The organism is Variovorax sp. YR266 (assembly GCF_900107295.1).
Taxonomy (GTDB): domain Bacteria; phylum Pseudomonadota; class Gammaproteobacteria; order Burkholderiales; family Burkholderiaceae_C; genus Variovorax.
In genome coordinates, this window is record NZ_FNPM01000009.1 from 180,632 (window position 1) to 206,671 (window position 26,040).

Consider the following 26,040-nt stretch of genomic DNA (forward strand, 5'->3'; position numbering starts at 1 on the left):
CAAGGAGAAGACGATGTCCCAGACATTCAAGGACCGGCGCGTGGTGGTTCATGGCGGCAGCGGCGCCATCGGCGGCGCGGTGGCCCGCGCCTTTGCCCGCGAAGGCGCCCGGGTGTTCATCACGGGGCGCAACCGCGCCAGGCTCGATGCGGCGGTGCAGGCCATCGTGGCCGAGGGCGGCCGCGCCGAGGCGGCGGTGGTCGACGCGCTCGACGAGCAGGCCATGGTCCGTCACGCCGGCGAGGTGGCCGAACGCGCCGGCGGCATCGACATCGCGCTCAACGCCATCGGTATCCTGCACGTGCAGGGCACGCCGCTGTCGGCGCTGTCGCTGGAAGACTTCTTCGTGCCCGTGCACGCCTACACCCGCAGCCCCTTTCTCACGGCCAAGGCCGTCGCGCCGCACATGGCAAAGCGCGGCGGCGGCGTGATCCTCTCGGTATCGACACCGGCTTCGCGCCTGCCCGGCCCGGGCTATCTGGGCCACGCGGTGGCCTGCGCGGGCGTGGAGGCGTTGTCGCGCCACATGGCCGGCGAGCTGGCAGCCTTCAACATCCGCACGGTGTGCATCCGCTCGCACGCCATTCCCGAAGCGGCGTTCGGCGGCTCGCATTCCTACGAAGTGTTCCGCCCGGCCGCGGAGAGCATGGGGATCACGGTCGAGCAGATGCTCGCGGACAAGCCACCCGGCCTCCTCGTGAAGCGGCTTCCCTCGCTCGACCAGATGGCGGCCGCCGCGCTGTTCGCCGCATCGGAAGGCGCTGGCGCGATGACAGGCGCGGTGCTGAACCTCAGCGGCGGCGTCACGCTGGACTGAGGGCGGCTCCCTAGAATCGCGCAGGTCATCCTGAACCTCGCCGACCTCCGCATGTCTCTCGAACTCCCGTCAGCGCCCGCATTGGCCGACGCACTCATCGTCGATCCGTTCTATCTCGCAATCTCCGTCGACTTCGAGCACGACATGCCGACCCGCAAGGCGGTGCTCGCCAGGTACTTCGCCTACTCGCTGGGCGAGGCCGCGCGAACCGGGCGCTTCCTGGCGACGGAAGACGGCAAGCTCGGCGCGGCGGCCTGGCTGCTGCCGCGCACGAATGACGTCGACGCAGCCGAGTCGGCGGCAAAGAACGAATTCCTCGCGAGCACACTGGGCCCGCGCGGCTACGACAACTACCACCGCATCGTCGAATTCATGGCCGCGCGTGCGCCGGCCGTGGTGCCGGCGGGGGCCTGGTACCTGTCGATCCTCGGCATCTCGCCCGCCGCACAGGGGCGCGGGCTGGGTGCGCAGCTGCTGGCGCCAACGCTGGTCGAAGCCGACGCGGCAGGCGCGCCGTGCTTCCTGGAAACCTTCACGCCGCGCAGCGTGGCGTTCTACGAGCGACTGGGCTTTCGCAGCGCGGCGGAACACCTGGAGCCGGTCACGAACTCGGCGTACGCGATCATGTGCCGGCCCGCCGCGGACATACTTCGCAACAACCACGGAAAATAAGCAAATACCGTTACCCATCGCGCCGCGCTGGCCGAAGAATCCGCCGAATGTCCCCTCTCCCGATCGAAGACGCCGAACCCGTCTCGCTGAGCCCCGCCCTCATCGTCGAGGACGACCCCGCCATGCAGGCACGCCTGCGCTACGTGCTGTCCACGCTCGGCTGCAATGAGGAGCGCATTGCGGTGACCGACAGCGTCGCCGGGGCGCAGCAACTGCTCGGCGAGCATGGCTACGGCGTTGTGCTGGTGGACATCGGTCTGCCCGACGGCAGCGGCGTGGAGCTCATCGACTGGCTGCAGGCGCACCACCCGGGCATTCCGGCGGTGGTGATATCGGCCTGGCGCACCGAGGAAATCATCTTCGCGGCACTGCGCGCGGGCGCCATCGGCTATCTGCTGAAAGAGCGTGACGACGTCGAACTCGGCATTGCGCTGCGCAGCATCGAACAGGGCGGTGCGCCCATCGACCCCAGCATCGCGCGCCACATCCTCGCGTGGCTCGCAACGCACCAGCCGACGGCCGACGCGCAGGTGCAAGCCTCCGGCGCCGCACCCGCCGCCGATGGACTGGCCCCGCTGACGCGCCGCGAGCGCAAGATCCTCGAGCTCGTGTCGCAAGGCCTGAGCAATCGCGACATGGCCGAGTCGCTGTCGATCTCCAGACTGACCGTGGAATGCCACACCAAGAACATCTACCGCAAGCTGGCCGTCAATTCGCGCACCGAAGCCGTCTTTCAGGCGCGAAGGCATGGCTTGCTGCGCTGACGGGCGCACTGCTCCTCCTGCTTCTTGCGGCCAGCCCGGCCTTCGCCCAGGCAACCGCCGCGCCCGCGCTGCACGTCGAAGCCGTGCGCGGCACCGGCTGGAACGACGCGGCCCCGCCCGCTGAAGGCTGGGCACCCGTCACCCTGCCCGACAGCTGGGCCACGCGCTGGCCCGGCTTCGACGGCGTGGTCTGGTACCGGCTGACGTGGCAGGAGCCGGAGCAGGTGCGCGAAACCGGCCTGCTGCTGCACTACCTCAACATGGCCGGCGAGGTGTCGCTCAACGGCACGCCGATTTCGCGCGACGACAGCCTGGTCGAGCCGCTCACGCGCGCCTGGAACACACCGCGCCACTGGCTGCTGGCGCCGCCGCTGCTCAGGCCCGGCACCAACACGCTGCTGGTGCGCGTATCGGGCCTGTTCGCCTATCAGGCGGGGCTGGGGCCGGTGAGCCTGGGCGCGCCGGCTGCGATGCAGGCAGAGTTCGAGCAGGAGCGCCTCGTGCGCCGCGACCTGCAGGTGCTGGGCCTCGCGGTGAGCGCGGCGGCCTCGGCCTTCTTCGCCGCCCTGTGGCTGCTGCGTCGGCGCGAGACGGCCTACGGATGGTTCGCGCTGATGTCCGTGCTGTGGCTGCTGTTCGGCTACAACCAGATCGCAACCAGCCCCTGGCCTTTTGCCAGCAACCACAGCTGGCAGGCGCTGAACATCTCGACGCTGCTGGTCTTCGGCGTTTCCTACGTCGTCTTCGCGCTGCGCTTCTGCGGGCGGCGCATGCCCCGGCTGGAGGGCGCGGCGCTGCTGGTCGCGGTGGTCGGCGTGCTCGACCTGTGGCTGGCGCCCCACGCAGACCTGATCGCGCACCGCGCCATCTGGACGCTGGTGGGCGGCTTCACCGTCATCGCGGTGAACGGCACCTCGATCGTCCACGCCCTGCGCCACCGAAACAGCCCGATGCGCTCGCTCGCGCCGTTCATGGCGGTGTCGGCGCTGACGGACGCGCACGACCTGCTGGTGTTCACACAGGTGATCGACAGCAACACCTACTACACGACGATGTCCTCGTACATCCTGCTGCTGGGCATGGCGCTGACGCTGGCCGCGCAGTTCGTGAAGAGCCTCAAGCGCATCGAGAACTTCAACACCGAGCTGATCGAGGAAGTGAACGCGGCCAAGGCCGACCTCGCCGCCACGCTGGCGCAGCAGCACGCGCTGGAGCTGACGCATGCGCGCATCGGCGAACGCGTGAACCTGGTGAGCGACCTGCACGACGGCCTCGGCGGCATGCTGGTGGGCAGCATCGCCACGCTGGAGCGCACGCCCGAGAACCTCAGCGCGCCCGAGCTGCTCGCCATGCTCAAGCGCCTGCGCGACGACCTGCGGCTGATCATCGACGCCACCGGCCGCGACGACGGCGCCCGCGCGCTGGGCGAACTGCTGGCGCCGCTGCGCCACCGCAGCGCGCAGCTGCTCGACGCCAACGGCATCGACTGCCGCTGGCAGGTGTCGGGCATCGACACACTCGAACTGCCGCCTTCGCAGAGCCTCGACCTGATGCGCTTCCTGCAGGAGGCGCTGACCAATGTGCTCAAGCACAGCGCGAGCCGGCGCGTGGACGTGACCGTGGCGCGCGCGGGCGCCGAGCTCCGGCTCAGCGTGCGCGATGACGGGCGCGGCTTTGCGGTCGAAGGCACTGGCGAAGCCGGCGGCGCAGGGTTGCGCAGCCTGCGCACGCGGGCGCGCCGCCTCGGCGCCGAGCTGCAGTTGCAGTCGCGCCCCGGCGAGACGCAGGTTGCACTGCGAATGCCACTCGCGAGCTGACTAGAGTTCGAGCACCAGGCGCCCTTCGCAGGCACGCGAGCAGCAGGCCATCATCTTCGTGTTGGCGTCACGCTCCGTACGCGTGAGCACCACGTCGCGGTGATCGACCTTGCCGGAGAGCACGCGCACTTCGCACGAGCCACACAGGCCTTCTTCGCAATCGCTCTGCACGTCGACGTTCGCGGCGCGCAGCGCGGTCAGCAGGGTCTGGTCGGGCGGCACGGTGAGGACGAGGCCGGAGTCCTTCAGCTCGACCTCGAAGGCGTGCTCCTTCGACGGATCGAGCGTGGCGAGCGTCGACTCGAAATGCTCCACACGCAGCGCGCCTTCGGGCCACGCGGCGCAGCAGCTTTCCAGCGCTTCGAGCATTCGCAGCGGGCCGCAGGCATAGACCTGTGCGCCGGGCACGGGTTGCGCGAGCAAGGCCTGCAGATCGTTGCGGCGCCCTTCGTCGGCAGCGTGCACGTGCAGGCGTTCGCCATGCAGCGCGGCCAGCTCGTCGACGAAGGCCATGCTCGCACGGCTGCGGCCGCTGTAGTGCAGTTCGTAGTCCATGCCCAGCGCCTTCGCGCGCCGCGCCATCGCGCTGACTGGCGTGATGCCGATGCCGCCGGCAATGAAGATCGCCTTCTTCAGCGACTCGTCGAGGCGAAAGTGGTTGCGCGGACCGCGAATGCGCAGCCGGTCGCCCGGCTTCACGTTCGCATGCACCCATGCCGAGCCTCCGCGCCCATCGGGCTCGTGCAGCACGGCGATTTCCAGCACGCCCGCCTCGTCGGGGTCGCCGCACAGCGAGTACTGGCGCGACAGCTCGGGCGTGCCGCATTCGACGTCGATGTGCGAGCCAGGCGTCCAGCGCGGCAGCGCCTTGCCGTCGGGCGAGACGAGGCGCAGCTTGACGATGCCATCGGCCGCCGGCGTCACGCGCTCGACCACCACGGGCCTCGCGATCGAATGCGCCGAAGGTTCGCCGATGCGCACGGGCACCTGCGCATCGCGCAGGCCCTTGTTCGCGCGCTCGGGGTTGGCCGCCGGGTCCCATTCCACCCACAGGTGCTCGGGCCCGCGGAACGAAGTGTTCGGCACGTAGGTGAAGCGCTGCTCCGACAGCCGCATGTGCGGCAGCCGGCGCGTGAACTCCTCCAGGAAGATCTGCATTTCCATGCGTGCCAGGTTCTTGCCCATGCACTGATGCGAGCCGTAGCCGAAGGTCAGATGGTCGCTGGCGTTGTCGCGGCGGATGTCGAACAGGCCGGCATCGGCGAAGTGCCCTTCGTCGTGGTTGGCCGACGAGGTGACGATCAGCAGGCGCGAGCCCGCCGGCAGGTCGACGCCGTCGATCTGCGTGTCTTTCGTGACGAGCCGGCGCCATGCGGCCACCGAGCCGTTGTGGCGCAGGCACTCTTCCACCGCGTTGGGAATGAGCCCCGGGTCTTCGCACAGCTCGCGCCACACGTGGGGGTGCTGCAGCAGCAGCTTCATCGCGTTGGCCGTGGCGTTGGCGGTGGTCTCGTGCGCGGCGACGATGCCGGCCATCATCATCGAGTGCAGGTACGAGTCGGTCACCACCTCGGGGTGCAGCATCTGCTTGCGGATGCCGTACTGCATCCAGCCGGGTGCGTCGGGGTCTTGCCGCATCTTCTCGAGCACCTTGCCGGCGTACTGCCAGAAGTTGCCGACCGCGTGCGCCACGGCCACCTGCTCCTCGGGCTTCGGGCGGCCCCAGGTGTTGACGGTGTGCGCGATGGAATATGTGCGCAGCGTGTCCATGTCTTCCTCGGGCACGCCAAGGAAGTGCAGCGCCACGGTGAGCGGAATTTCCCACAGCATCTGGTCGACGAGGTCGGCCTTGCCGTCGTCGATGAAGCGGTCGACATACGTGCGGGCCAGCTCGCGCACCATCGGCTCGTGGTGCTTCAGCGCCTCGGGCGTGAACGGGTCCATCAACGCGCGGCGGCGCGGCATGTGGGCGGGCTCGTCTTCGTTGACCAGCGTGCGGTTCAGCGCGAAGCCGTACGAGGCGAGCACCGCGTTGGCTTCCTCGCCGGTGGGCGTGATCTTTTCCAGCGCGTTCGACGGGCTGAAGGTGATGTTGTCGCGGAACACCGCCTTGATGTCCGCATAGCGCGTGAGCACCCAGTAGCCCAGCTTGGGGCTGTAGAAGATGGGCTCCTGCTCGCGCGCCCACCGCACGTACTCGGGCGGGTCCTGCTGGTAGCCGTCTTCGAAGGGGTCGAAGCCGGCGGCGCGCTGGCTCACGGGGCAGCCCGTGGGCGTGCGCTCGGAAGACAGCGGCCCGTGCGCAACGGGACAGCCGGAAGCGCGTGGTGGCAAGGCGGTGTCGGGCATGGCGGCAGACTCAGTCGAGGGTGATCTTCAGGTCGCGGATCAGCTTGTGCCAGCGCACGGTTTCGTTCTTCAGCAGCTCGGTGTACTGGGCTGGCGTGTTGCCCACCGGCTCCACGCCGAAATCGACCATGCGCGTGCGCACCGAGGGCTCGTTGATGGCCGCGACGATCTGGCGGTTGAGCGTGTTCACCACCTCGCTGGGCGTGGCCGAAGGCACCACCACGCCGACCAGCGCGGCAGCCTCGACGTTCTTGTAGCCGAGCTCGGCGAAGGTGGGCACGTCGGGCAGCTGCGGCAGGCGGGTGGGGTTGGCCACGGCCAGCGCGCGCACCTTGCCGCCCTTGATGAAGCCGGAGCCCGCGGCCAGGTCGACCATCATGGCCGGCAGTTGCCCGCCGACCACGTCGGCCAGTGCCGGCGCCGCGCCGCGGTACGGCACGTGAACCATGAAGAGCTTCGCCTCCACCTTCAGCAGCTCCATCGCGAGGTGGTGCGGGCTGCCCGCGCCGGCCGAGGCGTAGTTGATGCCGCCGGGCTTGGCCCTGGCCTGGGCGATGAAGTCCTTGGCCGAGGCGAAGCCCGAGTTCGCGCCAACCACCAGGATCATCGGGAACTTGCCCATCAGCGTGACGGGCGCGAGGTCTTTCGTCGGGCTGTAGCTCAGCGACTTGTAGAGCGCGGGGTTGAAGACCAGCGTGCCGTTGTCGGCCGAGAGGATGGTGTAGCCGTCGGCCGGGGCACGCGCGGTTTCGGCGGCGGCCAGCGCGGTGTTGCCGCCGGGCTTGTTGTCCACCAGCACCGGCTGCGCGACCTGGGTGGACAGCGTCTGGGCGACCGTGCGCGCGAGAAAGTCGGAACCGCCGCCGGCCGCGTACGGAACGATCCAGCGGAGCGGCTTGGCGGGAAATGTCTGGGCGCTTGCGCTGGCAGCAGCTACCAGCGAAAGGATCACGGCAATGCACTTCTTCATGGGGTGTCTCCTGATTGGATATTGTGTATTGCGTAATTATCATACGCATAGCGTAATCACAAAATCGCGGGTTTACCCGGCCATGCGGGCCGAGCACCTAACATGAAGGCGACATGACCTCATCTCCGGAACCCAGCCCTTCCTCCCCCGCCTCCCCTGCCCGCGAGCGCCGCCAGCGCGTGCAATCCGCCGAAACCGGCATGGCCGTGCTCAAGGGGCTGGCGCACCTGGGCGGCCGCAGCAGCCTCACGGCGTTGTCGACGCACGTCGCCGAGAGCCCGGCCAAGGTGCACCGCTACCTCGCCAGCCTGATGGAAGCGGGCCTCGTGCTGCAGGACGCCGCTTCGCAGCACTACTACCTGGGCACCGAAGCCATCCAGATCGGCCTGGCTGCCATGCGGCAGGCTGACCCGATCCGCGCGGCCGAGCCCTGCCTGATCCGCCTGCGCGAGTCGCTGGAGGTGACGTGCTTCGTCGCGGTCATGGGCAACAAGGGCCCGACCATCGTGCGTTTCGAGGAGCCGGGCCTGCCGGTGACGGTGAACGTGCGCGCCGGCTCGGTGATGTCGATGCTGTGGTCGGCCACCGGCCGCGCCTTCCTGGGTCTGCTCGACGAATCGCGCGTGCTGGCGCTGGCCGAGCAGGAACTTGGCGAGGCCACGCCCGAAATGCGGGCGCAGCTCGACGCGAAAGACCCGATCGGGCATCTGCGCCGCGAGGTGCGGCAGGCGCACTGCGCCAGCGTAAAAGACACCTACCTGCGCGGCATCAGCGCCGTGGCGGCGCCGGTGTACGACTATGCGGGCCGGGTGTGCGCCGTGATCACCGCACTGGGCGCCACGGGGGGCTTCGATCCGGCCATCGACGGGCCCATTGCCACGGCGGTGCGGCAGGAGGCCCGGGCCGCCAGCGCCCTGCTGGGCGCTGCGGCCTAAAGTTTCAGGGCTGGATCAATCGGCCCAGACCACCGTGCCGGTCCACGCCGTGGCCAGCACCAGGATGCCGAAGGCAATGCGGTACCAGGCGAACGGAATGAAGTTGTGGGTGCTGATGAACTTCAGCAGCCAGCGCACGCACAGCCAGGCGCTGATGAACGAGAACACCAGCCCCACGGCGAACAGCGGGATGTCGGCCATCGACAGCGCCGCGCGCTCCTTGTAGATGCTGTAGAGCCCTGCGCCGATCAGCGTAGGAATAGCGAGGAAGAACGAGAAATCGGTCGCCGCCTGGCGCGACAGGCCCAACAGCATGCCGCCGATGATGGTCGAGCCGCTGCGGCTGGTGCCCGGGATCATCGCGAAGCACTGCACCAGGCCGACCTTCAGCGCATCCCACGGCGTCAGGTCGTCCACGTGCTCGACGCGCACCGAGCCCGGCGGCCGCTTCTCTGCCCACAAGATGATGAAGCCGCCGATGATGAAGGTGCTCGCCACCACGGTCGGAATGAACAGGTGCTCCTTGATGACCTTGCCGAACAGCAGGCCCAGCACCACCGCGGGAAGAAAGCCGATGAAGATGTTCAGCGCCAGTCGCTGTGCCTTCGGTTGCCGCGGCAATGCGACAACGGTCGATTTGATCTTCTGCCAATAGACCAGGATCACCGCGAAGATCGCGCCGGTCTGGATGGCGATCTCGAAAACCTTGCCCCGGTTGTCGCCGAAGCCGCCGAGCAGCGAGCCCGCAAGAATCAGATGGCCGGTCGATGAGATCGGAAGGAATTCGGTCAGCCCCTCGACGATGCCCATGACGGCGGCCTTGGCCAGCAAAACAATATCCACGCGTACTCCTTTTAAGAGCAGCCATTATCACGATGGGTCGGTCAGGAGGAATTCAGGATCCCCAGTTCCGGTGATGTTCAGATGCAGTGCGTTAACACAAAGTAGTGCATTACCGGGCATGTGTGATGTCCGAAGGAGCTTGCGCCAAATGCGAACGCCAATGCCCGCCAACGGGCACGAAGAACATACCTCGACCGTCGACGACCACGGCGAAGACCGTCGCAAGAATGCACAGGACCTCGAGCGCGAGCAGTGCGCCTCGATGCGGCGCGTTACCGAGGCCACCGGCGCGTCGACCCACGAACTGCAGCAGCTGATGCAGCGGCTGCTCGACATCGACCGCTCGGGCTCGAGCGCCGGCATCGTCGCGCAGGGCCACATCGCGGCCGACCGCATGCAGTCGGGCATGCAGGCACTCGACCTCGGCGACGGCCACCTGGCCGAGCAGCACGGCGATGCCGCGCAGAGCATCGACTTCTGGCTGCTCGAGCCGCTCGACCCGGCGCACGACAAGAAGTGGTACGCCCGCTGGAAGTTCTGGAGCTTCATCCTCGGCGTGTCCGGTTCCGAAGCCGCACTCACCCTGCAGGGCCTGGCGCTGCGCCCCACCGAGCCCGGCGACACGCACGCGGACCTGGTGGCCAAGGCGCGCAAGGTGCTGGAGGCCTGGCGCCGCACTTCGGAGCCGCTCTTCTGGGCGGCCGTGGAATGCTACGTGCGGCAACAGTCGTTCTCGCTCGAAACACAGGCCTACCTGATGCACTGCATCGCCGCCATGTTCGCGGGCGACCCGATGAAGCTGTCGAACGCGCAGAGCGAACAGCTCGCGGGCGTTCTCACCGACACCTACTGCGACGCGCTGGGCACCTCGGCGAGCATGCCCTCGGCGGACATCTACCGACGCCTGTCGCAGGGCCTGGAAGCAACCGACCGCGAAACCGGCCTCACCCGCAACCTGGGGCGCAGCGACGCGGCCCAGATCGCGATCACGGCGCTGTTCTCGGTCATCGAAGGCTCGCGCTCACGCTACTGAGCCGTGCGCCGGCGCAGCGCGCGAACCGCGCTGTCGACCGTGGTCAGCACCGGCAGGCCGCTGGCGGCCTCGCAGGCAGCCCGTGCCCTGGCCATGCTGAACTGCGCCAGTGCAATGCGCGTGCAGCCGCGCTCTCGCAGCGCCACAGCCTGCGCGGCGATCAAGGCATCGTGTCGCTGCACATCGCCGGCATTCAGGGCGTCGAGTGCACCCTCGGCCAGCGCGGTTTCGAGTGCTGTGCCTTGCGGAAACTCCGGCGGCATCGAGGTCAGCGTGGGCGCAAAGGTCGCGATCAACCCGAGCCGCCCCTGCCCTTGCGCCGTCTCGTCGATCATGGCCTCGTTGGGTTTGAGCACCGGAATGCCCGCATGCCGCCGCGCCACCGCCTCGATGCACGGCCCGAAGGCCGAGCAGGTGAAGAGAATGCCCTGCGCGCCCGTATCGACCGCGTACTGCGCCAGGCGCTGGAAGCGCTCGTGCATCGCGGCGTCGAGCCCCCTGCCGTTGCGCGCCAGATCGGCCGAGAGGCTGTCGTCGAGCAGGTTCATGCGCACGGCCTCGGGCCAGTCGCGCGCAAAGGCTTCGTTGATGGGCGCGACGGAGTGCGAGAGCGCGTGGATCAGGGCAATGCGGGTCATGGAATTCAGAGGCTCTTCAAAAGCTCAGATGCCCTTCGAAGAAGGATTGGCGAACGCTTCCTTCGTCTCGGCATTCAGCGGGTAGTTGATGTTGATGCCCTTCGGCGGAATCGGCGACATGAACCACTTGGCATAGAGCTTCTCCATCTCGCCCGACTTCATCATGCCCGACACCACGCGGTCGACCAGCGCCTTGAAGGCCGGGTCGTCCTTGCGGAACATCAGCGACTGGTTCTCGGTGCGCAGGCTCTCGCCGGTGATGATGAAGTCCTTCGGGTTGCGCGCATTCGCGATCTGCCCGGCCAGCAGGATGTCGTCGAGCACGAAGGCCTGGGCACGGCCGCTTTCCACCAGCAGGAAGGAGTCGCTGTGGTCCTTGCCCGCGAGGTTGTTCACTTCGAGGCTGCGGCCGCGGTCGGCCTCGCGCAGCAGGCGGAACGAGGTGGTGCCGCTGGTGGTGGCCACCGTCTTGCCCTGCAGGTCGGCAATGCTCTTGATGCCCGAATCGGCCTTCACCAGCATGCGCACGTTGTAGCGAAAGATGTCCGGCGAAAACGCCACCTGCTTCTGCCGCTCGACCAGGTTGGTGGTGGAGCCGCATTCGATGTCGACCGTGCCGTTCTGCACCAGCGGAATGCGATTGGCCGAGGTGACGGCCTGGTACTTGATCTCGATGGCCGGCATCTTCAGCTCGCTCTTCACCGCCTCGACGATGCGGTTGCAGATCTCGATGCTGTAGCCCACGGGCTTGAGGTTGCCGTCGAGGTACGAGAAGCCGAAGGACGACTCCCGGTAGCCGAAGGTGATGGCGCCGCTGGCCTTGATCTTGGCGAGCGTGTCGCTTTCCTGGGCCTGCGCGGCCGTGAGCGGCATGAAGGCCGCAAAAATCACCGCGAGCGCGGCACCAAAGGGAAACGGCAGACGAAGCTTGGGCATGGAACGCTCCTCGGAACGATGGTTGAAGAAAAAAGCGGACGGGAAAGTGGTAGCGCTCAGCGCGCGGCGGCGCGTGTGACCGCATCGATGGAGGCCGCGAGCCGCGCGGCGATCTCCTGCAGGTCTTGCCGCGTGGCAATGAAGGGCGGCGCGAGCAGCACGTGGTCGCCCAGCCGGCCATCGACCGTGCCGCCGAAGGGGTAGCACAGCAGGCCGCGCGCCATGGCATCCTTCTTGACGGTGGCGTTGACCTTCAACGCCGGATCGAAGGGCGTCTTGCTCGCGCGGTCGGCCACCAGCTCGATACCCCAGAAGAAGCCGCGGCCGCGGATGTCACCCACGTGCGGGTGCGCGCCCAGCGCCTCGGCCAGCATCGCGCCGAAGGCAACGCCGTCTTCGCGCACCTTGGCGACCAGCCCGTCGCGCCGGATCACCTGCTGCACCGCGAGCGCAGCAGCGCAAGCCATCGGGTGGCCGAGGTAGGTGTGGCCGTGCTGGAAGAAGCCGCTGCCGCTGGACATGGCCTCGACGATGCGGCGCTGCGCCAGCACCGCGCCTACCGGCTGGTAGCCGCCGCCCAGGCCCTTGGCGACGGTCATGAGATCGGGCACCACGCCCTCCTGCTCGCAGGCGTGCAGCGAGCCGGTGCGGCCCATGCCGCACATCACCTCGTCGAGGATCAGCAGCACGCCGTATTTGTCGCACACCGCGCGCACCGCCTTGAAGTAACCCGGCACCGGCGTGAGCACGCCGGCCGTGGCGCCGCCAACGGTCTCTGCCACGAAGGCGATCACGCGATCGGCGCCCTGCGCGAGGATGGCCGCTTCGAGCTCTGCCGCCAGGCGCAGGCCGTACTGCCCGGCGCTTTCGTCATCGCGTTGCTCGCGGTACGGGTAGCAAGGCGACACGTGCGTGGCCGGCACGAGGATGGGTGCGAAGGGCTCGCGACGCCATGCGTTGCCGCCCACGGCCAGCGCGCCCAGCGTGTTGCCGTGATAGCTCTGGCGACGCGCAATGAAGTGCGTGCGCTGCGGCTGGCCGATTTCGACGAAGTATTGGCGCGCCATCTTCAGCGCCGACTCCACCGCTTCCGAGCCACCGCTCACCAGGTAGACGTGGCTCATGCCCTCGGGGGCGGAGCTGATCATTTCGTCGGCCAGCTGCTCGGCCACTTCGCTCGTGAAGAAGCTGGTGTGCGCGTAGGCGAGCTTGTCGATCTGCGCGTGCATGGCGGCCAGCACCTCGGGATGCGCATGGCCGAGCGACGACACCGCCGCACCGCCAGAGGCGTCGAGGTATTCGCGGCCTTCGGCGTCGCGGATGAACATGCCGTGGGAGCCGGCGGCAACGGGCGGGGTCTGGCGAAGGTGGCGGTGGAAGACGTGCGTCATGGGGGCTGGCAACTGGACTCTCGGGTTGGAACTAACGTTTCCGCCGGATTATTGTTTGGAACATTTGTTCCGTCAACTGCCACCATTCGAACCCTCCGGTACATTTGTTCCAACGACAGCCGAAGAGAGACACCGCCATGGGCGCCCGAGAGCAGATCCGCCAGCGTTTCAACGAACTGAGCCCCGCCCTGCAGCAGGTGGCGCGCTACGTGCTCGACCATCCGAACGAGGTGGTCACGGGCTCGATGCGCAACGTCGGCACGCGCTCGCAGAGCACGCCCGCCACCCTCGTGCGTTTCGCGCAGCATCTGGGCTTCGAAGGCTGGCCGCAGCTCAAGGAAGCCTTCGCCGCCGACATGGGCCTGGGCTCCGCCGAAACCTACGGCGGTCGCGCCAAGCAGCTCGTCGGCCGCGCCAAGGACCAGACGCTGACCGGCGAAATGTTCGAGGTGCAGCGCCGCAATCTCGAAGCCACGCACCAGCAGAGCGAGCAGGCGCTGCAAAAGGCCTGCGCGCTGATCGAGAAGGCCCCGGCAGTGCACGCCGCGGGGTTCAGGGCGTGCTTTCCGATCGCTTTTTCATTCGTCTACGTGTACCGGCTCTTCCGCGCCAGCGTGCACCTTGTCGATGGCCAGGGCGGCTCGCTGGAAATGCAGCAACGAGCCTTCGCCAAGGGCGACGCGCTGGTGGTGGCGAGCTTCGTGCCCTACTCGCGCGAGGCGCTGCAGGTGGCGCAGGCGGCCAAGGCGGCGGGTTGCCGCATCGTCGCCATTACCGACAGCGTGACCTCGCCGCTGTCGCTGCTGGCGGACGAGACGCTGCTCTTCACGATCAACAGCCCTTCGTTCTTCCCGTCGGTCGCGGCCGGGGTGGCTGTGACGGAAGCGCTGGTCGAGCTGCTGGCCAGCCGCGCGGGCAAGCCGGTGATCCGGCGCATCGACCAGGCCGAGGCGCAGCTGTTCGAATCGGGGGCCTACCTCACGCCGCCGGCGGCGCGCGGCAGCTAGGGCCAGGAACTCAGATCAGCGCCCGGGTGCGGCCGGCGGCCTGCTGGCTCAGGTGAAGCACCAGCAGGTCGCGGTTGGCGATGATGTGGTCGCGCATGGCGGTTTCGGCGCCGGAGGCTTCCTGCCGGCCCAGCGCCTCGACGATGCGGCAATGCTCTTCCAGCGCCTGCAGAGCCTGCTCGTGGCGGTACAGCTGCATGGACGCATCGCGGTTGTGCGGACGCAGCTTGCTGTCGAAGATGATCGGCAACTGGCTGGCTCGCTGCACCGCCTCGGTCAGCCAGCGGTTGTCCGCCAGTGTCAGCAGCTTGCGGTGAAAGGCCTGGTTCAGGTCCTGCCAGCACTCGGCCCGGGCGTCGGTCCATTCGCCCCTGCCGTGCAGCACTTCGTACTGCTCGTCGAGCATGGCCGTCAGTTGCGCCAGGGCTCCGCCTTCAAGACCGCGCTCGCTGATCAGGCGGCAGCACATGCCCTCCAGCGTGGCACGCACGCTGAAGGCGTCGAACACGTCCTTGGCGTTGAAGCGGCGCACCTGGAAGCCCTTGTTGGGCAGATACAACAGCAGCCCCTCGTCGGCCAGCCGCGCCATGGCGCCGCGCACAGGAGTGCGCGACACGCCAAGCTCGTTGGCGAGCGAGATCTCCATCAAATGGGAGCCAGGGGCAATCACACCATCGAAGATGCGATTGCGCAGCGTGTCGGCCACGGACAACGCTCGTGTCCGAGAGGGGTCTGGGGGGGTCATCGAAAGTCGGGAACTAGGGGGCGCCGGAAGCGGGTCGCGCGGATGGTACGGCCGCGTACAAAAGCTTCATATCCCCGATTTCCGTAAAAATTTTATTCCGGGACTTTTTCGATGATTACTTCAAATTTATTAACTTTTGTAAACTTCTCTTCAGCTGTACGCGTTAACCCGCCCCCGGTAGCCCTTTCGGACAGCCTGCCTATCTGGCAATGATCCAGTCGGCGATCTGCGGGACAACTTCGCGATCGAGCCCGTTGAAGCCGTGATACGCCATGGCCTCGCACGGGTCGCCCCTGTTCTCCCCGCCCTTGAAGCTCAGCAGCGCCTTCCTCGGCGAGTTCTCGAGCTTTCCCATGAGGACGGGCACGTTGGCAAACGCACAGAGCGCGCAACCATCCTGCTCGTGATGGACGACGAGAACGGGAACCCGGATCTTTTCCAGCGGCATTGCCGGAACGGGCCGTCCCCTGTCGTCGGTGAGGATGGTCGAGCTCAGCACGATGCCGTCCGGCCCTTCAGGGCCTGCGAGCTCGGTCGCGACGTATGCCGCGGACTGCGTACCCCGGCTGGTGCCCACAAGCCACACAGGCACCTTGGATTGCTCTCGCATCCACGCAATGACCGCCTTGAGGTCGGCCGCATGCTCCGGCTTCTGGCGAAAACCGCTGAGGTAGGGTGGACTCAGCCGGTCGGACGGAGCATCGACGACGGCGACCATGAGCCCCTGGTCTGCAAACAGCTGCCGCGTGCGAACGAGAAAATTCCCGGCGCCCCAGTTGAACGAACCATTGGGAAAGATCTGCAGCCCGCCGTGCCCGCCTGCGAGCAGGATCACGGCAGCCCTTGGCGCTGGCGGCGACAGCACGAGCATCCGCTGCGTTACGCCTGGCCGGGTGGGAATGTCGACCACCTTCTGCGTGGTCTGCGCCTGGACTGGCGAAACCAGCGCAATCAGGAAGAGAAAGCCCGCGATCCAGTACCTGGCAATGTTGCGCATCGACGATCTCCTGGGGGTACAGCTTTGAGTCCGTTTGCCGGCCGACCTGCATAATCGCGCCCTTTTTCCCTAGGGACGCCAGATGAATCTGGAAATCGCGCAATCCACGCCGACGGCGGCAAGCATTGCGAAGCTCGTTCAGGCGCACTACGGCCTGGGCGAAGTGGTCGAGAGCGAGTTCCTGCGGCGCAGCTTCAATCAAGTCTATCGGCTGGGCTTTGCCAGCGGGCGACGTGCCGTGGCGCGGCTCTGCGCCGAGCGGCCCCGAGGCGGCCCCAACATGCTGTTCGAATCAGCCGCGCTGCAGCATTGGGCGCAGGCCGGATGCCCCGTATCCCGTTGCCTGCCCACCGCGGACGGTGAAGTCGCCATCCACGTGTCGCTACCCGAGGGCTCCCGGGCGCTGATGCTGTTCGAGTATCTGGACGGAGAGTTCACCGGCGATTCGGCCGATGACATCGAAGCCTTTGCGCACGGGCTGGCCGCCCTGCACGTCGCGGGCGAAAGCTACCAGGGGCCGGCCAGCAGCTATCACCTGGACCTGGACTACCTGCTGCTGCGCCCGCTGCAGGGCCTGTTGCACGCTCCGACCATGACCGCCGAGTTGCGCCCGCAATTCGAGAGGCTGGGCCAGCGGCTGCACAGCGACGTCCTGGCATTGGGCGAGCTCAGCCGCGTGCTGTGCCACGGCGACGCGCACGGCAGCAACAACTTCATCGTGCGCGGTGCGCAGGAGCAGCACGAGGCAGTGTTCTTCGACTTCGACGAGGCAGGCCCCGGCTACCTGGCCTATGAACTGGCGGTCTATCCGTGGAGCCTGCATCCGCGCACGCCCGATGGCGTGCTGAGCGACAAGGCAACGGGGCAGTGGCGGAACTTCATATCCGCCTATCGCGAGGCCCGGCCTGTCGCCGATGCCGACCTCGCCGCCATCGCACGCTTCATGGCGGTGCGGCAGATCTGGCTGCTGGGAGAGTGCGCAGGACGGGTTCCTGTCTGGGGCTCCCAGACCATACCGACCGACTACCTCCGCCGGCAGGTGACCATGCTGCGCAAGTGGGAAACATTGGAGTTGCCACTCTAGTAGGGCCCGGAACCCTCCCCTGCCAGCGCAAGTCAAACCGCTTGTCGCGGCGCCTTGTCGCGACAGGAGGTAATGACCATGAAGCAAGTGAAGCATTGGCAAGACCCCGTCAACGCCGTCGCCGGCGCCTGGCTGATCGTCTCGCCCTGGGTCCTGGGCTTTTCGGACTTGACGCCCGCCATGTGGACGATGGTGGCGACCGGCATCGTGCTCGGCGCGGTGGCGCTCGGTGCGACCTTCGTGCCCCGACAGTGGGAAGAATGGACCGAGGTCGCGCTGGCGGCCTGGCTCGCGATATCGCCCTGGGCGGTCGGCTTCCGTGGCGTCGAGACGGCGATGGTCAATGCGGTGCTCGTCGCCGCGGTGATCCTCGTGCTGGCGCTCTGGGTGCTGGTGACCGACAAGGACTACCTGGGCAACATCAGCGACCGTCCAGCGCATTGACCTGAGCGCCGGGCCTGAGGATGGGCCCAGTGCCCATCCTTCATATCGATCAGCCGCTTACTGCGTGCGCGAAGCGGCGGGTTGCGGTGCTGCCGCGTCCGCTTTGGCGTTGTTGCCATCGCCCATCCACCCAGCCTGCCAGCCCCCGCCCATCGCCTGGATCAGCGCGATGGCCGTGGTCTGGCGACTGACCTGCAACTGCACAAGCGTGCGCCGCGCGCTCAGCGCGGCGGCCTGTGCGGTAACCACGTCGGTGTAGCTCACCTGCGCGGCGCGATAGCGGTTCAGCAACTGCTGCTCGGTCTTGTCTGCCGCAGCCGAGGCTTCGCGACGGAAGCCCTCCTGCTCGGCGAGCGTCGCGCTCGCGGTGAGCTGGTCTTCCACGGCCTGGAAAGCCGTGAGCACGGTCTGCCGATAGCGCGCCACGCTCGACTCGTAGGAGGCCTTGGCCGAATCGACGTTGGCCGCGATGGCGCCCGCGTCGAACACCACCTGCGCCACCGAGAAGCCCAGCGACCACAGCGAGTTGGCCGAGCTGAACAGGTCCTTCACGCGGCTGGCGCTGCTGCCGACCGAGGCAGTGAGGCCGATGTTCGGAAAGTAGGCTGCGCGCGCAATGCCGATCTGCGAATTGGCCGCCGCCACGGTCCGCTCGGCGGCCGCGATGTCGGGCCGGCGCTGCAGCAGCGTCGAGGGCACGCCGAGCGGCACGCCAGGCACCACGGGCGTCCATTGCGCGGCCGGCAGGCTGAAGTCGGCTGGTGCCACGCCCAGCAACGCGGCAATCGCGTGCTCGTAGGTGGCGCGCGTGCGCTGCAGGCCCACGCGTTCGGCCTTGGCGTTGACGAGTTGCGTCTGCGCCTGCAGCACATCGGTCTGCGCGGCAATGCCGGCCTGATAGCGGTTGCTCGTGATCTCGAAGGCGCGCTGGTAGCCCTGGATGGTTTCGTCGAGCAGCACGATCTCCGTGTCGGCCTCGCGCAGCGAAAAGTAGTTGGTGGCCAGGTCGCCGATGGCCGACAGGCGCGCCGCGGCCAAGTCGGCCTCGCTCGCCTGTGCATTGGCCTGCGCGCTGCTCACGGCTTCGCGCAAGCGGCCCCACACGTCGGGCGTCCAGCTGGCGCCCAGCGTGGCCGAGAAGGCATTCGACGGACTCGACGTGCTGCTGCCGCCCACCGTGCCCGAGCGCTTGCCGCTGCCATCGAGCGACACCGACGGGAACAGCGCCGCCCGCTCGCCGCGCACCAGCGCCTGGGCCTGCGAATAGTTGGCCACCGCCGCAGCGATGTTCTGGTTCGACACCTGCACGCGGCCGGCCAGTTCGTCGAGCGTGGCGTCGCCGAACAGCTTCCACCATTCGCCGCGGTCGAGCGCATCGGCCGGCGCGGCGGGCAGCCAGCCTTCGGCGGTCTTCTGCTCCTTCCAGTTGACGGAAGCTGCGGTGGTGGGCTGCTCGTAGCGCGGGCCGACGGAGCAGCCGGCGAGCACAGCAGCCAGAGCGAGCGCCGAGAGCGGGAAGCGGCTCGCGCGGAAGGAGGAAAAGGAAAGCAGTGCGTTCATGGCGGTGTTGTTCTCAAGCTGGCGCGACCCGGCTCAGTTCGTGTTCGTTCTTGCCGCGGCGGCGCAATTTGTCGAGCAGCAGATAGACGACCGGCGTCGTCAGCAGGGTCAGCAGCTGGCTGGCGATCAGCCCGCCGATGATGGCCACGCCCAGCGGCCGGCGCAGCTCGGCACCCTCCCCGAAGCCGATGGCCAGCGGCAGCGCGCCCAGTGCGGCCGCCAGCGTGGTCATCAGGATCGGGCGGAAGCGCAGCAGGCAGGCCTCGCGCACCGCCTCCAGCGGCGAGAGCCCGCGCGAGCGCTCGGCCTCCAGCGCGAAGTCGATGATCAGGATGGCATTCTTCTTCACGATGCCGATCAGCAGGAACACGCCGATCAGCGCAATGATCGAGAACTCCATGCGGAACATCAGCAGCGCCAGCACCGCGCCCACGCCAGCCGACGGCAGCGTCGACAGCACGGTGATCGGATGCACCAGGCTCTCGTACAGGATGCCCAGCACGATGTAGATCACGATCAGCGCGGCCAGGATCAAGATGGCCTGCTGGCCCTGCGACTGCTGCGCGCTGGCCGCCGTGCCGGCGAAGGCGCCGCGCACGTTGGTGGGCATCGCGATGTTGGCCTCGGCCTTGGCAATGGCCTCGCGCGCATCGCCGAGGTTCGCGCCTTCGGCGAGGTTGAACGAGATGGTGGTCGCCAGTTCGCCATCTTCATGGCTCACCGAGGTGGCGACGGATTGCTCTTCGAACTTCGCCACCGCCGACAGCGGCACGAGCGCAGTGGCCGTGTTGCTCAGCACGTTGCCGGTCGATGCGCTGCGCAGGCCCGCGTTGGCCGACACCGGCACGGAGGTGCTGCTGCTGGCCGTGCTCGAGGACGACGAACTTGAACTCGTCGACGTCGTGGTGCTCGCCGCCACCTGCGTGGTCACGGTCTGCCCCGCCACCACCGTTGTCTTCGTGGCCGGCACGTACACGTCGCTCAAGGCATTGGGACTGCGCGAGTAGCGCGGCGCCCACTCCATCACCACGTGGTACTGGTTCAGCTCGGTGTAGATGGTCGCCACCTGCCGCTGCCCGAAGGCGTTGTAGAGCGCGTTGTCGACGGCTGTGGACGTAAGGCCCAGCCGGCGCGCGCTGTCGGGGTCGACCTTGGCCACCGTCTCCACGCCGTTCTCGTCCTGGTCGGTGTCGATGTCGGTCAGCACCGGCTGCATCTTCAGCTCGTCAGACAGCTTCAGGGCCCAGGTGCGCAGATCGGCGAGGGAATCGCTCTTGAGCGTGTACTGGTAGGTGGAATTGCTGGCGCGGCCGCCCGAGCGCACGTCCTGCACCGTACCCAGGAACACGCGCAGGCCGGTCACTTCGTTGAGCTGTGGCCGCAGCCGCGCGATCACGGCCAGGCCGCTGTCCTTGCGCTGGTTGGCCGGCTTCAGGTTGACGAACATGAAGCCGCCCCCTGCCCGGCCCGCGCCGGTAAAGCCGACCACGGTGTCGACCGCCTCGTCCTTGCGGATGATGTCGACCACCTGCCGCAGCTTGGCGGCCAGCGCCTGCGACGAAATGCTCTGGTCGGCGCGCAGGCCGCCGTTGAGCTGCCCGCTGTCCTGCTGCGGGAAGAAGCCCTTGGGTGCGGCGCTGAAGAGATACACATTGAGCCCGACCACCGCCACCAGGATCAGCATGACCAACGCCTTGCTGTCGAGCGCCCAGTCGAGGCTGGTCTCGTAGCGCTTGAGCACCCAGTCGTAGCTACTCGCAGCCATGCGACCGAAGCGGCCCTGCGGCTTGCTCTTGTCATGCTCGCCACCGGGCTTGAGGAGCCACGCGCACATCATGGGCGTGGTGGTCAGCGAGATGACGAGCGAGATCATCACCGCCGCCGACAGCGTCACCGCGAACTCGCGGAACAGCCGGCCCACCTGTCCGCCCATGAACAGCAGCGGAATGAACACCGCCACCAGCGACACGCTGATCGACAGCACGGTGAAGCCCACTTCCTTGGCGCCCAGCAGCGCCGCCTTCATGCGCGTCATGCCCGACTCGATGTGCCGGCTGGTGTTTTCGAGCACCACGATCGCGTCGTCCACCACGAAGCCGGTGGCCACCGTGAGCGCCATCAGGCTCAGGTTGTTCAGGCTGAAGCCCAGCAGGTACATGACCCCGAAAGTGCCCAGCAGCGCCGCCACCGTGGCCACCGCAGGCACGATGGTCGCGCGCACGCTGCGCAGGAACAGGCTGACCACCAGCACCACCAGGATGACGGAGATGACCAGCGTGAGCTCGACCTCGCGCAGCGAGCCGCGGATGGAGTTGGTGCTGTCCGACGCCACCTGCAGCGTGACGTCGGGCGGCAGCTGAGCCTGCAGCTCGGGCAGCAGCGCGCGCACGCTGTCGACGGTCTCGATGATGTTGGCCGAGGGCTGCCGCGTGATCAGCACGATGATCGCGGGCTCGCCGTTGAACAGGCCGAGCGTGCGCGTGTCTTCCACGCCATCGACCACCTCGGCCACGTCCTGCAGGCGCACGGCCGCGCCGTTGCGCCAGGCGATGACCATCGGCGCGTAGTCGCTGGCGCGCAGGGCCGGTGTCTGCGTGTAGATCTGCAGCTTGCGGCCCTCGCCCTGGACCATGCCCTTGGGGCGGTTGGCGTTGGAGGCCTGGATGGCGGCGCGCACGTCTTCGGTGCTGATGCCGTAGCGGCTGAGCGCGAACGGCAGCAGTTCGATGCGCACGGCCGGGAGCGAGCCGCCGCCGATTTCCACGTCGCCCACGCCATCTACCTGGGACAGGCGCTGGCTGACGATGTTCGAGACGGCGTCGTAGATCTGGCCCGGGGTCTTGGTCTTGGACGTGAGGGCCAGGATGATGACCGGCGAGGCGGCGGGGTTGGCCTTGCGGTAGGTCGGGTTGCTTCTCAGTGTGGCGGGCAGGTCGACGCGGCTGGCGTTGATGGCGGCCTGCACTTCTCTGGCTGCGCCGTCGATGTTGCGGCTCAGGTCGAATTGCAGGGTGACGCGGGCGGAGCCTACCGAGCTGGTGGACGTCATTTCGTTGACGCCTGCGATGGTGCCCAGGTGGCGCTCCAGCGGGGTTGCTACGCTGGTTGCCATCGTTTCAGGGCTTGCACCTGGGATCGATGCGCGTACTGAGATGACTGGATAGTCGACCTGGGGTAGTGGCGAGACTGGGAGGACGAAGAATGCGGCTATGCCTGCCAGTGCTATTCCGATGGTCAGGAGGACTGTGCCTATGGGGCGGCGGACGAAAGGCAATGAGAGATTCATCGCGGCTCTCCTTGCGGAGGGCGGAGGCCGGGTCTCGCCCCGGCGAGCGAGCTACTTTCTTTTGCTTCGCCAAAAGAAAGTAGCCAAAGAAAAGGCGACCCCACTGTCTGCGCCCCCTTCGCTGCGCTACGGGGCAACCTGCGGTGCTCGCGTTTCGCGGGGTCCGCAGAACTCGCTTCGCTCAAACAGCTGCGGCCCTGATCCGCGAAACGCTCCGCTCCTCGGCGCAGCCAGAGGGGAGGTGGAGACAACACGGGCCTTTGCTTCGCTCGGCCCCCATGCGGCTGCAGGCGCGCAGCGCCTGCAGCCGCACCGCGCCGAGCGCAGCGATGGCCCGCCCGGTTCCCCAATCCCTTCTGGCTGCGCCGAGGAGCGCAGACGTAGGAGGGATCAGGGCCGCAGCTGTTTGAGCGCAACGCAGTGGAGCGAGTTCTGCGGACCCCCTCCGGAGTCGAGCACCGCAGGTTGCCCGTAGCGAAGCGAAGGGACGCAGACAGTAGGGTCGCCTTTCTTTTGCCTACTTTTCTTTGGCGAAGCAAAGAAAAGTAGGTCGCCCGCCGGGGCGAGACCCGGCCCCGGAAAGCAAACAAGCAGCAAGAGAAAAACCGGCTCAAACCGCTTCCTCCTCAACCGCAGCCCGCCGAGAACTCCCCCCACCCAACCGATCAAACGCCAGATAGATAACAGGCGTAGTGAACAGGGTAAGCAGCTGACTAACGATCAACCCCCCAAAAATCGCCAACCCCAACGGACGCCGCAATTCAGCGCCTTCGCCGAAGCTCAGCATCAGGGGAACGGCCGCAAACAAGGCAGCCAGCGTAGTCATCAAGATAGGCCGAAACCGCAACAAAGCAGCCTGATGAATAGCCTCCCGAGGAGACTTACCCTGCGTCCGCTCAGCATCGATAGCGAAGTCGATCATCATGATCGCGTTCTTCTTCACGATGCCGATCAGCAGAATGATCCCGATGATCCCGATCACCCCCAGGTCGTTGCCGGTGATCATCAAGGCCAGCAAGGCCCCGACCCCGGCAGAAGGCAGCGTAGACAAGATAGTCAGCGGATGCACGTAGCTCTCGTACAGCACCCCCAGCACGATGTACACGCAAACCACCGCCGCCAGAATCAGCCACAACTGGTTAGACAGCGACTTCTCGTACGCCCCTGAAGCCCCCAGGAAGGTCATCGTCACGCTGCTGGGCAGCCCGATCTCCTTCGCAGCCGCCCTGATCGCATCGACCGAAGACCCAAGCGAAACCCCGGGCGCCGTATCGAAGTTCAGCGTGCTCGCCGGGTACTGCGCCACATGCGTGATCTGCAGCGGCGCCTGCTGCTCGGTGATGTCCGCAATCGCGGACAGCGGCGTCGCGGTGCCGGAGCCGGCGATCAGGCTCAGCTGCCCCAGCGTCTGCGGCGTATTCACCATGCCGGGACGCGCTTCGAGAATCACCCGGTACTGGTTTGTCTCGGTGAAGATCGTCGACACGATGCGCTGGCCGAACGCGCTGTACAGCGCATCGTCCACCGTGCTCGCCGTGATCGACAGCCGCGCCGCGGTGTCGCGGTTCACGTTGACGAACGCCGCCAGACCCTGCGCGCCGGCATCGCTGCTCACGTTGCGCACCTTGTCCGATGTCTGCAGCTTCGCCACGAGCTTCTTCATCCACTCGGTGATCGCGGCGCTGTCCACGCCCTCCAGCGACACGCGGTACTCGGTCGGGCCGGTCTCGGCGTCGATGGTCAGGTCTTGCGTGGGCTGCAGGTACAGCGTGACGCCGGCCACCTGCCGCACGCGCTCGCGCAGCCTGTCCATCACGTCCTGCTGGTTGCCGCGGCTCTTCGTCAGGTTGATGAGCATGCTGCCGGTGTGCAGCATGGTGTTGTTGGCCGCGTCCACACCAACGAAGGAGCTGAGGTTCTCGACCTCGGGGTCATCGAGAATGGCCTGCGCCGCCTGCAACTGCAGCTGCGACATGCGGTCGAAGGACACGTCCTGCGCGGCCTGCACGCGGGCCTGCAGCTGGCCGGTGTCCTGCGTGGGGAACAGGCCCTTCGGGATCGTGAGGTACAGCACCACCGTCAGCACCATGGTCAGCAGCGCGACCAGCAGCGTGAGCGGCTGGTGCTCGATCACCCAGTGCAGCGAGCGGTCGTAACGCTCCATCACGCCGCTGAAGAAACGCTGCGCGCGCGCGCCGAAGCCATGGCCGGCCGGGTCTTTCTTTTCTTCGTGCTTGAGCCAGCGCGCCGACATCATCGGCACCAGCGTGAGCGACACCACGGCCGAGATCAGGATGGTGATGGCCAGCGTCACCGCGAACTCACGGAACAGGCGGCCCACCACGTCACCCATGAAGAGCAGCGGAATCAGCACCGCGATGAGCGACACGGTCAGCGAGATGATGGTGAAGCCGATCTGCGTCGCGCCCTTGAACGCGGCCTGCAGCGGTTTTTCGCCCTCTTCGATGTAGCGCGCGATGTTCTCGATCATCACGATCGCGTCGTCCACCACGAAGCCGGTGGCAATGGTCAGCGCCATCAGGCTCAGGTTGTTCAGGCTGTAGCCCAGCAGGTACATCAGCCCGAAGGTGCCGATGAGCGAGATGGGCACCGCAATGCTTGCGATGACGGTGGCGCGCAGGCTGCCCAGGAAGGCGAAGATCACCAGCACCACCAGCACCACGGCCAGCACCAGTTCCATCTCGACGTGCTGGACCGACGCGCGGATGCCGGCCGTGCGATCGCTGAGCACCTCGATCTTCAGTCCGGCGGGCAAGCCGGTCTGCAGCTCGGGCAACTGCTTCTTGATGGCATCGACGGTGGCGATCACGTTGGCGCCGGGCTGGCGCTGCACGTTCATGATGATCGCGGGCGACAGCTTGTTGGTGCCGTCGGCCTTGTTGCCGGCCCAGGCGCTCAGCTGGTTGTTCTCGGCGCTGTTGACCACCTGCGCCACGTCGACCATGCGGATCGGCGCGCCGTTCTTGTACGTGACGATGAGGTTCTTGTAGTCGTCGACCGTGAGCAGCTGGTCATTCGAGTTGATGGTGTAGGCGCGCTTGGGGCCGTCGAAGCTGCCCTTGGCGCCGTTGGAGTTGGCTGCCGAGATGGCCGTGCGCAGTGTGTCGAGCCCGATGCCGTTGGCAGCGAGGGCCTGCGTGTTGGCCTGGATGCGCACCGCCGGGCGCTGCCCGCCGCTGAGCGAGACCAGCCCCACGCCCGAGACCTGGCTGATCTTCTGCGCGAGCCGGGTGTTGACGAGGTTCTGCACCTCGGTGAGCGGCAGCGTGTCGGACGTGATCGAAAGCGTGAGCACCGGCGCGTCGGCCGGATTGACCTTGGCGTACACAGGCGGCGCCGGCAGGTCGGCCGGCAGCAGCGAGCCGCCGGCGTTGATGGCGGCCTGCACTTCCTGCTCGGCCACGTCGAGCGTCTGGCCCAGCGAGAACTGCAGCGTGATGATCGACACGCCCGCGGCGCTGGTCGAGCTCATGCGGTCGAGCCCCGACATCTGGCCGAACTGGCGTTCCAGCGGCGCGGTGACGGTGTTGCTCATGACCTCGGGGCTGCCCCCGGGGTAGAGCGTCTGCACCTGGATGGTCGGGTAGTCGACCTGCGGCAATGCCGACAGCGGCAGGAAGCGGAACGCCACCAGGCCGGCCAGCACGATGGCGACCATCAGCAGCGAGGTCGCCACCGGCCGCAGGATGAACGGACGTGACGGGTTCACCGGACGGCCTCCGCGCTACGGC

At 67.3% G+C, this 26,040-nt stretch carries 20 protein-coding genes; 9 read left to right on the top strand and 11 right to left on the bottom strand.

The window, feature by feature from the left end; genetic code table 11:
- Window positions 1–13 precede the first annotated feature (13 nt).
- Genes BLW48_RS23410 through BLW48_RS23425 form a run of 4 tightly spaced genes read left to right on the top strand, consistent with a single transcriptional unit; the run spans window position 14 to window position 4,070 of the window.
- Window positions 14–817 (top strand): SDR family NAD(P)-dependent oxidoreductase, encoded by an 804-nt coding sequence (locus BLW48_RS23410; protein WP_093177750.1) that lies wholly within the window; start codon window positions 14–16, stop codon window positions 815–817.
- Between the two features lie 51 nt (window positions 818–868).
- Window positions 869–1,489, top strand: coding sequence for a GNAT family N-acetyltransferase (locus tag BLW48_RS23415; RefSeq protein WP_093059053.1), 621 nt, complete (start codon window positions 869–871; stop codon window positions 1,487–1,489).
- 47 nt (window positions 1,490–1,536) lie between these two features.
- Window positions 1,537–2,253 (top strand): response regulator transcription factor, encoded by a 717-nt coding sequence (locus BLW48_RS23420; RefSeq protein ID WP_093177752.1) that lies wholly within the window; start codon window positions 1,537–1,539, stop codon window positions 2,251–2,253.
- Window positions 2,163–4,070, top strand: coding sequence for a sensor histidine kinase (locus BLW48_RS23425; protein WP_093177754.1), 1,908 nt, complete (start codon window positions 2,163–2,165; stop codon window positions 4,068–4,070). The genes BLW48_RS23420 and BLW48_RS23425 overlap by 91 nt, the downstream gene beginning before the upstream one ends.
- On the opposite strand, the gene BLW48_RS23430 is transcribed toward BLW48_RS23425, so the two are convergent.
- Window positions 4,071–6,419 carry a cytochrome P450/oxidoreductase gene (locus BLW48_RS23430; protein WP_093177755.1) on the bottom strand — a complete coding sequence of 783 codons (2,349 nt, stop codon included), beginning with the start codon at window positions 6,417–6,419 and terminating at the stop codon, window positions 4,071–4,073. It lies immediately after the preceding gene.
- A gap of 10 nt (window positions 6,420–6,429) precedes the next feature.
- Window positions 6,430–7,389 (bottom strand): Bug family tripartite tricarboxylate transporter substrate binding protein, encoded by a 960-nt coding sequence (locus BLW48_RS23435; RefSeq protein WP_093177757.1) that lies wholly within the window; start codon window positions 7,387–7,389, stop codon window positions 6,430–6,432.
- 113 nt (window positions 7,390–7,502) lie between these two features.
- Between BLW48_RS23435 and BLW48_RS23440 the strand changes: the two genes are divergently transcribed.
- Window positions 7,503–8,324, top strand: a complete 822-nt coding sequence (locus BLW48_RS23440; protein ID WP_093177758.1) for an IclR family transcriptional regulator — start codon at window positions 7,503–7,505, stop codon at window positions 8,322–8,324.
- 15 nt (window positions 8,325–8,339) lie between these two features.
- Here the strand turns inward: BLW48_RS23440 and BLW48_RS23445 are convergent, their stop codons facing one another.
- Window positions 8,340–9,167 (bottom strand): undecaprenyl-diphosphate phosphatase, encoded by an 828-nt coding sequence (locus tag BLW48_RS23445; RefSeq protein ID WP_093059047.1) that lies wholly within the window; start codon window positions 9,165–9,167, stop codon window positions 8,340–8,342.
- 148 nt (window positions 9,168–9,315) lie between these two features.
- Between BLW48_RS23445 and BLW48_RS23450 the strand changes: the two genes are divergently transcribed.
- Window positions 9,316–10,200 (top strand): hypothetical protein, encoded by an 885-nt coding sequence (locus BLW48_RS23450; protein ID WP_093177760.1) that lies wholly within the window; start codon window positions 9,316–9,318, stop codon window positions 10,198–10,200.
- Here BLW48_RS23450 and BLW48_RS23455 read toward each other — a convergent pair.
- The 3 genes from BLW48_RS23455 to BLW48_RS23465 are packed head-to-tail and all read right to left on the bottom strand — an operon-like array spanning window position 10,194 to window position 13,165.
- Complete coding sequence (locus tag BLW48_RS23455; RefSeq protein WP_093177761.1) at window positions 10,194–10,838, bottom strand: aspartate/glutamate racemase family protein; 645 nt, start codon at window positions 10,836–10,838, stop codon at window positions 10,194–10,196. The genes BLW48_RS23450 and BLW48_RS23455 overlap by 7 nt on opposite strands.
- Before the next feature lie 24 nt (window positions 10,839–10,862).
- Entirely contained in the window at window positions 10,863–11,774 is a 912-nt protein-coding gene (locus BLW48_RS23460) for a transporter substrate-binding domain-containing protein (protein ID WP_093082453.1), read from the bottom strand.
- A 56-nt stretch (window positions 11,775–11,830) separates the two neighbouring features.
- Window positions 11,831–13,165: an aspartate aminotransferase family protein gene (locus BLW48_RS23465; RefSeq protein WP_093177763.1), complete on the bottom strand. Its 1,335-nt coding sequence runs from the start codon at window positions 13,163–13,165 to the stop codon at window positions 11,831–11,833.
- A gap of 137 nt (window positions 13,166–13,302) precedes the next feature.
- Between BLW48_RS23465 and BLW48_RS23470 the strand changes: the two genes are divergently transcribed.
- Window positions 13,303–14,172, top strand: coding sequence for a MurR/RpiR family transcriptional regulator (locus tag BLW48_RS23470; protein ID WP_093082365.1), 870 nt, complete (start codon window positions 13,303–13,305; stop codon window positions 14,170–14,172).
- A 10-nt stretch (window positions 14,173–14,182) separates the two neighbouring features.
- Here BLW48_RS23470 and BLW48_RS23475 read toward each other — a convergent pair whose 3' ends face one another.
- Together BLW48_RS23475 and BLW48_RS23480 are read right to left on the bottom strand one after the other, a co-directional pair.
- A complete protein-coding gene (locus BLW48_RS23475; protein ID WP_176929013.1) occupies window positions 14,183–14,878 on the bottom strand; it encodes a GntR family transcriptional regulator in 696 nt (231 codons plus the stop codon).
- A 238-nt stretch (window positions 14,879–15,116) separates the two neighbouring features.
- Window positions 15,117–15,914: an alpha/beta hydrolase gene (locus BLW48_RS23480; RefSeq protein ID WP_093177764.1), complete on the bottom strand. Its 798-nt coding sequence runs from the start codon at window positions 15,912–15,914 to the stop codon at window positions 15,117–15,119.
- 82 nt (window positions 15,915–15,996) lie between these two features.
- Between BLW48_RS23480 and BLW48_RS23485 the strand changes: the two genes are divergently transcribed.
- Together BLW48_RS23485 and BLW48_RS23490 are read left to right on the top strand one after the other, a co-directional pair.
- Window positions 15,997–16,998 (top strand): phosphotransferase enzyme family protein, encoded by a 1,002-nt coding sequence (locus BLW48_RS23485; RefSeq protein ID WP_093177766.1) that lies wholly within the window; start codon window positions 15,997–15,999, stop codon window positions 16,996–16,998.
- A 78-nt stretch (window positions 16,999–17,076) separates the two neighbouring features.
- Window positions 17,077–17,442: an SPW repeat protein gene (locus BLW48_RS23490; RefSeq protein ID WP_093177988.1), complete on the top strand. Its 366-nt coding sequence runs from the start codon at window positions 17,077–17,079 to the stop codon at window positions 17,440–17,442.
- A gap of 57 nt (window positions 17,443–17,499) precedes the next feature.
- On the opposite strand, the gene BLW48_RS23495 is transcribed toward BLW48_RS23490, so the two are convergent.
- The 3 genes from BLW48_RS23495 to BLW48_RS23510 all read right to left on the bottom strand — a co-directional run bounded on the left by BLW48_RS23495 (window position 17,500) and on the right by BLW48_RS23510 (window position 26,018).
- On the bottom strand, window positions 17,500–19,002 hold the full coding sequence (locus BLW48_RS23495; protein ID WP_093082355.1) for an efflux transporter outer membrane subunit: 1,503 nt from the start codon (window positions 19,000–19,002) through the stop codon (window positions 17,500–17,502).
- Between the two features lie 13 nt (window positions 19,003–19,015).
- Window positions 19,016–22,288: an efflux RND transporter permease subunit gene (locus BLW48_RS23500; RefSeq protein WP_093177768.1), complete on the bottom strand. Its 3,273-nt coding sequence runs from the start codon at window positions 22,286–22,288 to the stop codon at window positions 19,016–19,018.
- A 610-nt stretch (window positions 22,289–22,898) separates the two neighbouring features.
- A complete protein-coding gene (locus BLW48_RS23510) occupies window positions 22,899–26,018 on the bottom strand; it encodes an efflux RND transporter permease subunit (RefSeq protein WP_093078705.1) in 3,120 nt (1,039 codons plus the stop codon).
- Window positions 26,019–26,040: the final 22 nt, after the last annotated feature.

Excerpts from the sequence above, each read along its gene's own strand:
- BLW48_RS23410 (WP_093177750.1), top strand. The coding sequence starts at position 14 with ATGTCCCAGACATTCAAGGACCGGCGCGTGGTGGTTCATGGCGGCAGC.
- BLW48_RS23415 (WP_093059053.1), top strand. The coding sequence starts at position 869 with ATGTCTCTCGAACTCCCGTCAGCGCCCGCATTGGCCGACGCACTCATC.
- BLW48_RS23420 (WP_093177752.1), top strand. The coding sequence starts at position 1,537 with ATGTCCCCTCTCCCGATCGAAGACGCCGAACCCGTCTCGCTGAGCCCC.
- BLW48_RS23425 (WP_093177754.1), top strand. The coding sequence starts at position 2,163 with ATGCCACACCAAGAACATCTACCGCAAGCTGGCCGTCAATTCGCGCAC.
- BLW48_RS23430 (WP_093177755.1), bottom strand. The coding sequence starts at position 6,419 with ATGCCCGACACCGCCTTGCCACCACGCGCTTCCGGCTGTCCCGTTGCG.
- BLW48_RS23435 (WP_093177757.1), bottom strand. The coding sequence starts at position 7,389 with ATGAAGAAGTGCATTGCCGTGATCCTTTCGCTGGTAGCTGCTGCCAGC.
- BLW48_RS23440 (WP_093177758.1), top strand. The coding sequence starts at position 7,503 with ATGACCTCATCTCCGGAACCCAGCCCTTCCTCCCCCGCCTCCCCTGCC.
- BLW48_RS23450 (WP_093177760.1), top strand. The coding sequence starts at position 9,316 with ATGCGAACGCCAATGCCCGCCAACGGGCACGAAGAACATACCTCGACC.
- BLW48_RS23455 (WP_093177761.1), bottom strand. The coding sequence starts at position 10,838 with ATGACCCGCATTGCCCTGATCCACGCGCTCTCGCACTCCGTCGCGCCC.
- BLW48_RS23460 (WP_093082453.1), bottom strand. The coding sequence starts at position 11,774 with ATGCCCAAGCTTCGTCTGCCGTTTCCCTTTGGTGCCGCGCTCGCGGTG.
- BLW48_RS23465 (WP_093177763.1), bottom strand. The coding sequence starts at position 13,165 with ATGACGCACGTCTTCCACCGCCACCTTCGCCAGACCCCGCCCGTTGCC.
- BLW48_RS23470 (WP_093082365.1), top strand. The coding sequence starts at position 13,303 with ATGGGCGCCCGAGAGCAGATCCGCCAGCGTTTCAACGAACTGAGCCCC.
- BLW48_RS23480 (WP_093177764.1), bottom strand. The coding sequence starts at position 15,914 with ATGCGCAACATTGCCAGGTACTGGATCGCGGGCTTTCTCTTCCTGATT.
- BLW48_RS23485 (WP_093177766.1), top strand. The coding sequence starts at position 15,997 with ATGAATCTGGAAATCGCGCAATCCACGCCGACGGCGGCAAGCATTGCG.
- BLW48_RS23490 (WP_093177988.1), top strand. The coding sequence starts at position 17,077 with ATGAAGCAAGTGAAGCATTGGCAAGACCCCGTCAACGCCGTCGCCGGC.
- BLW48_RS23495 (WP_093082355.1), bottom strand. The coding sequence starts at position 19,002 with ATGAACGCACTGCTTTCCTTTTCCTCCTTCCGCGCGAGCCGCTTCCCG.
- BLW48_RS23500 (WP_093177768.1), bottom strand. The coding sequence starts at position 22,288 with ATGAATCTCTCATTGCCTTTCGTCCGCCGCCCCATAGGCACAGTCCTC.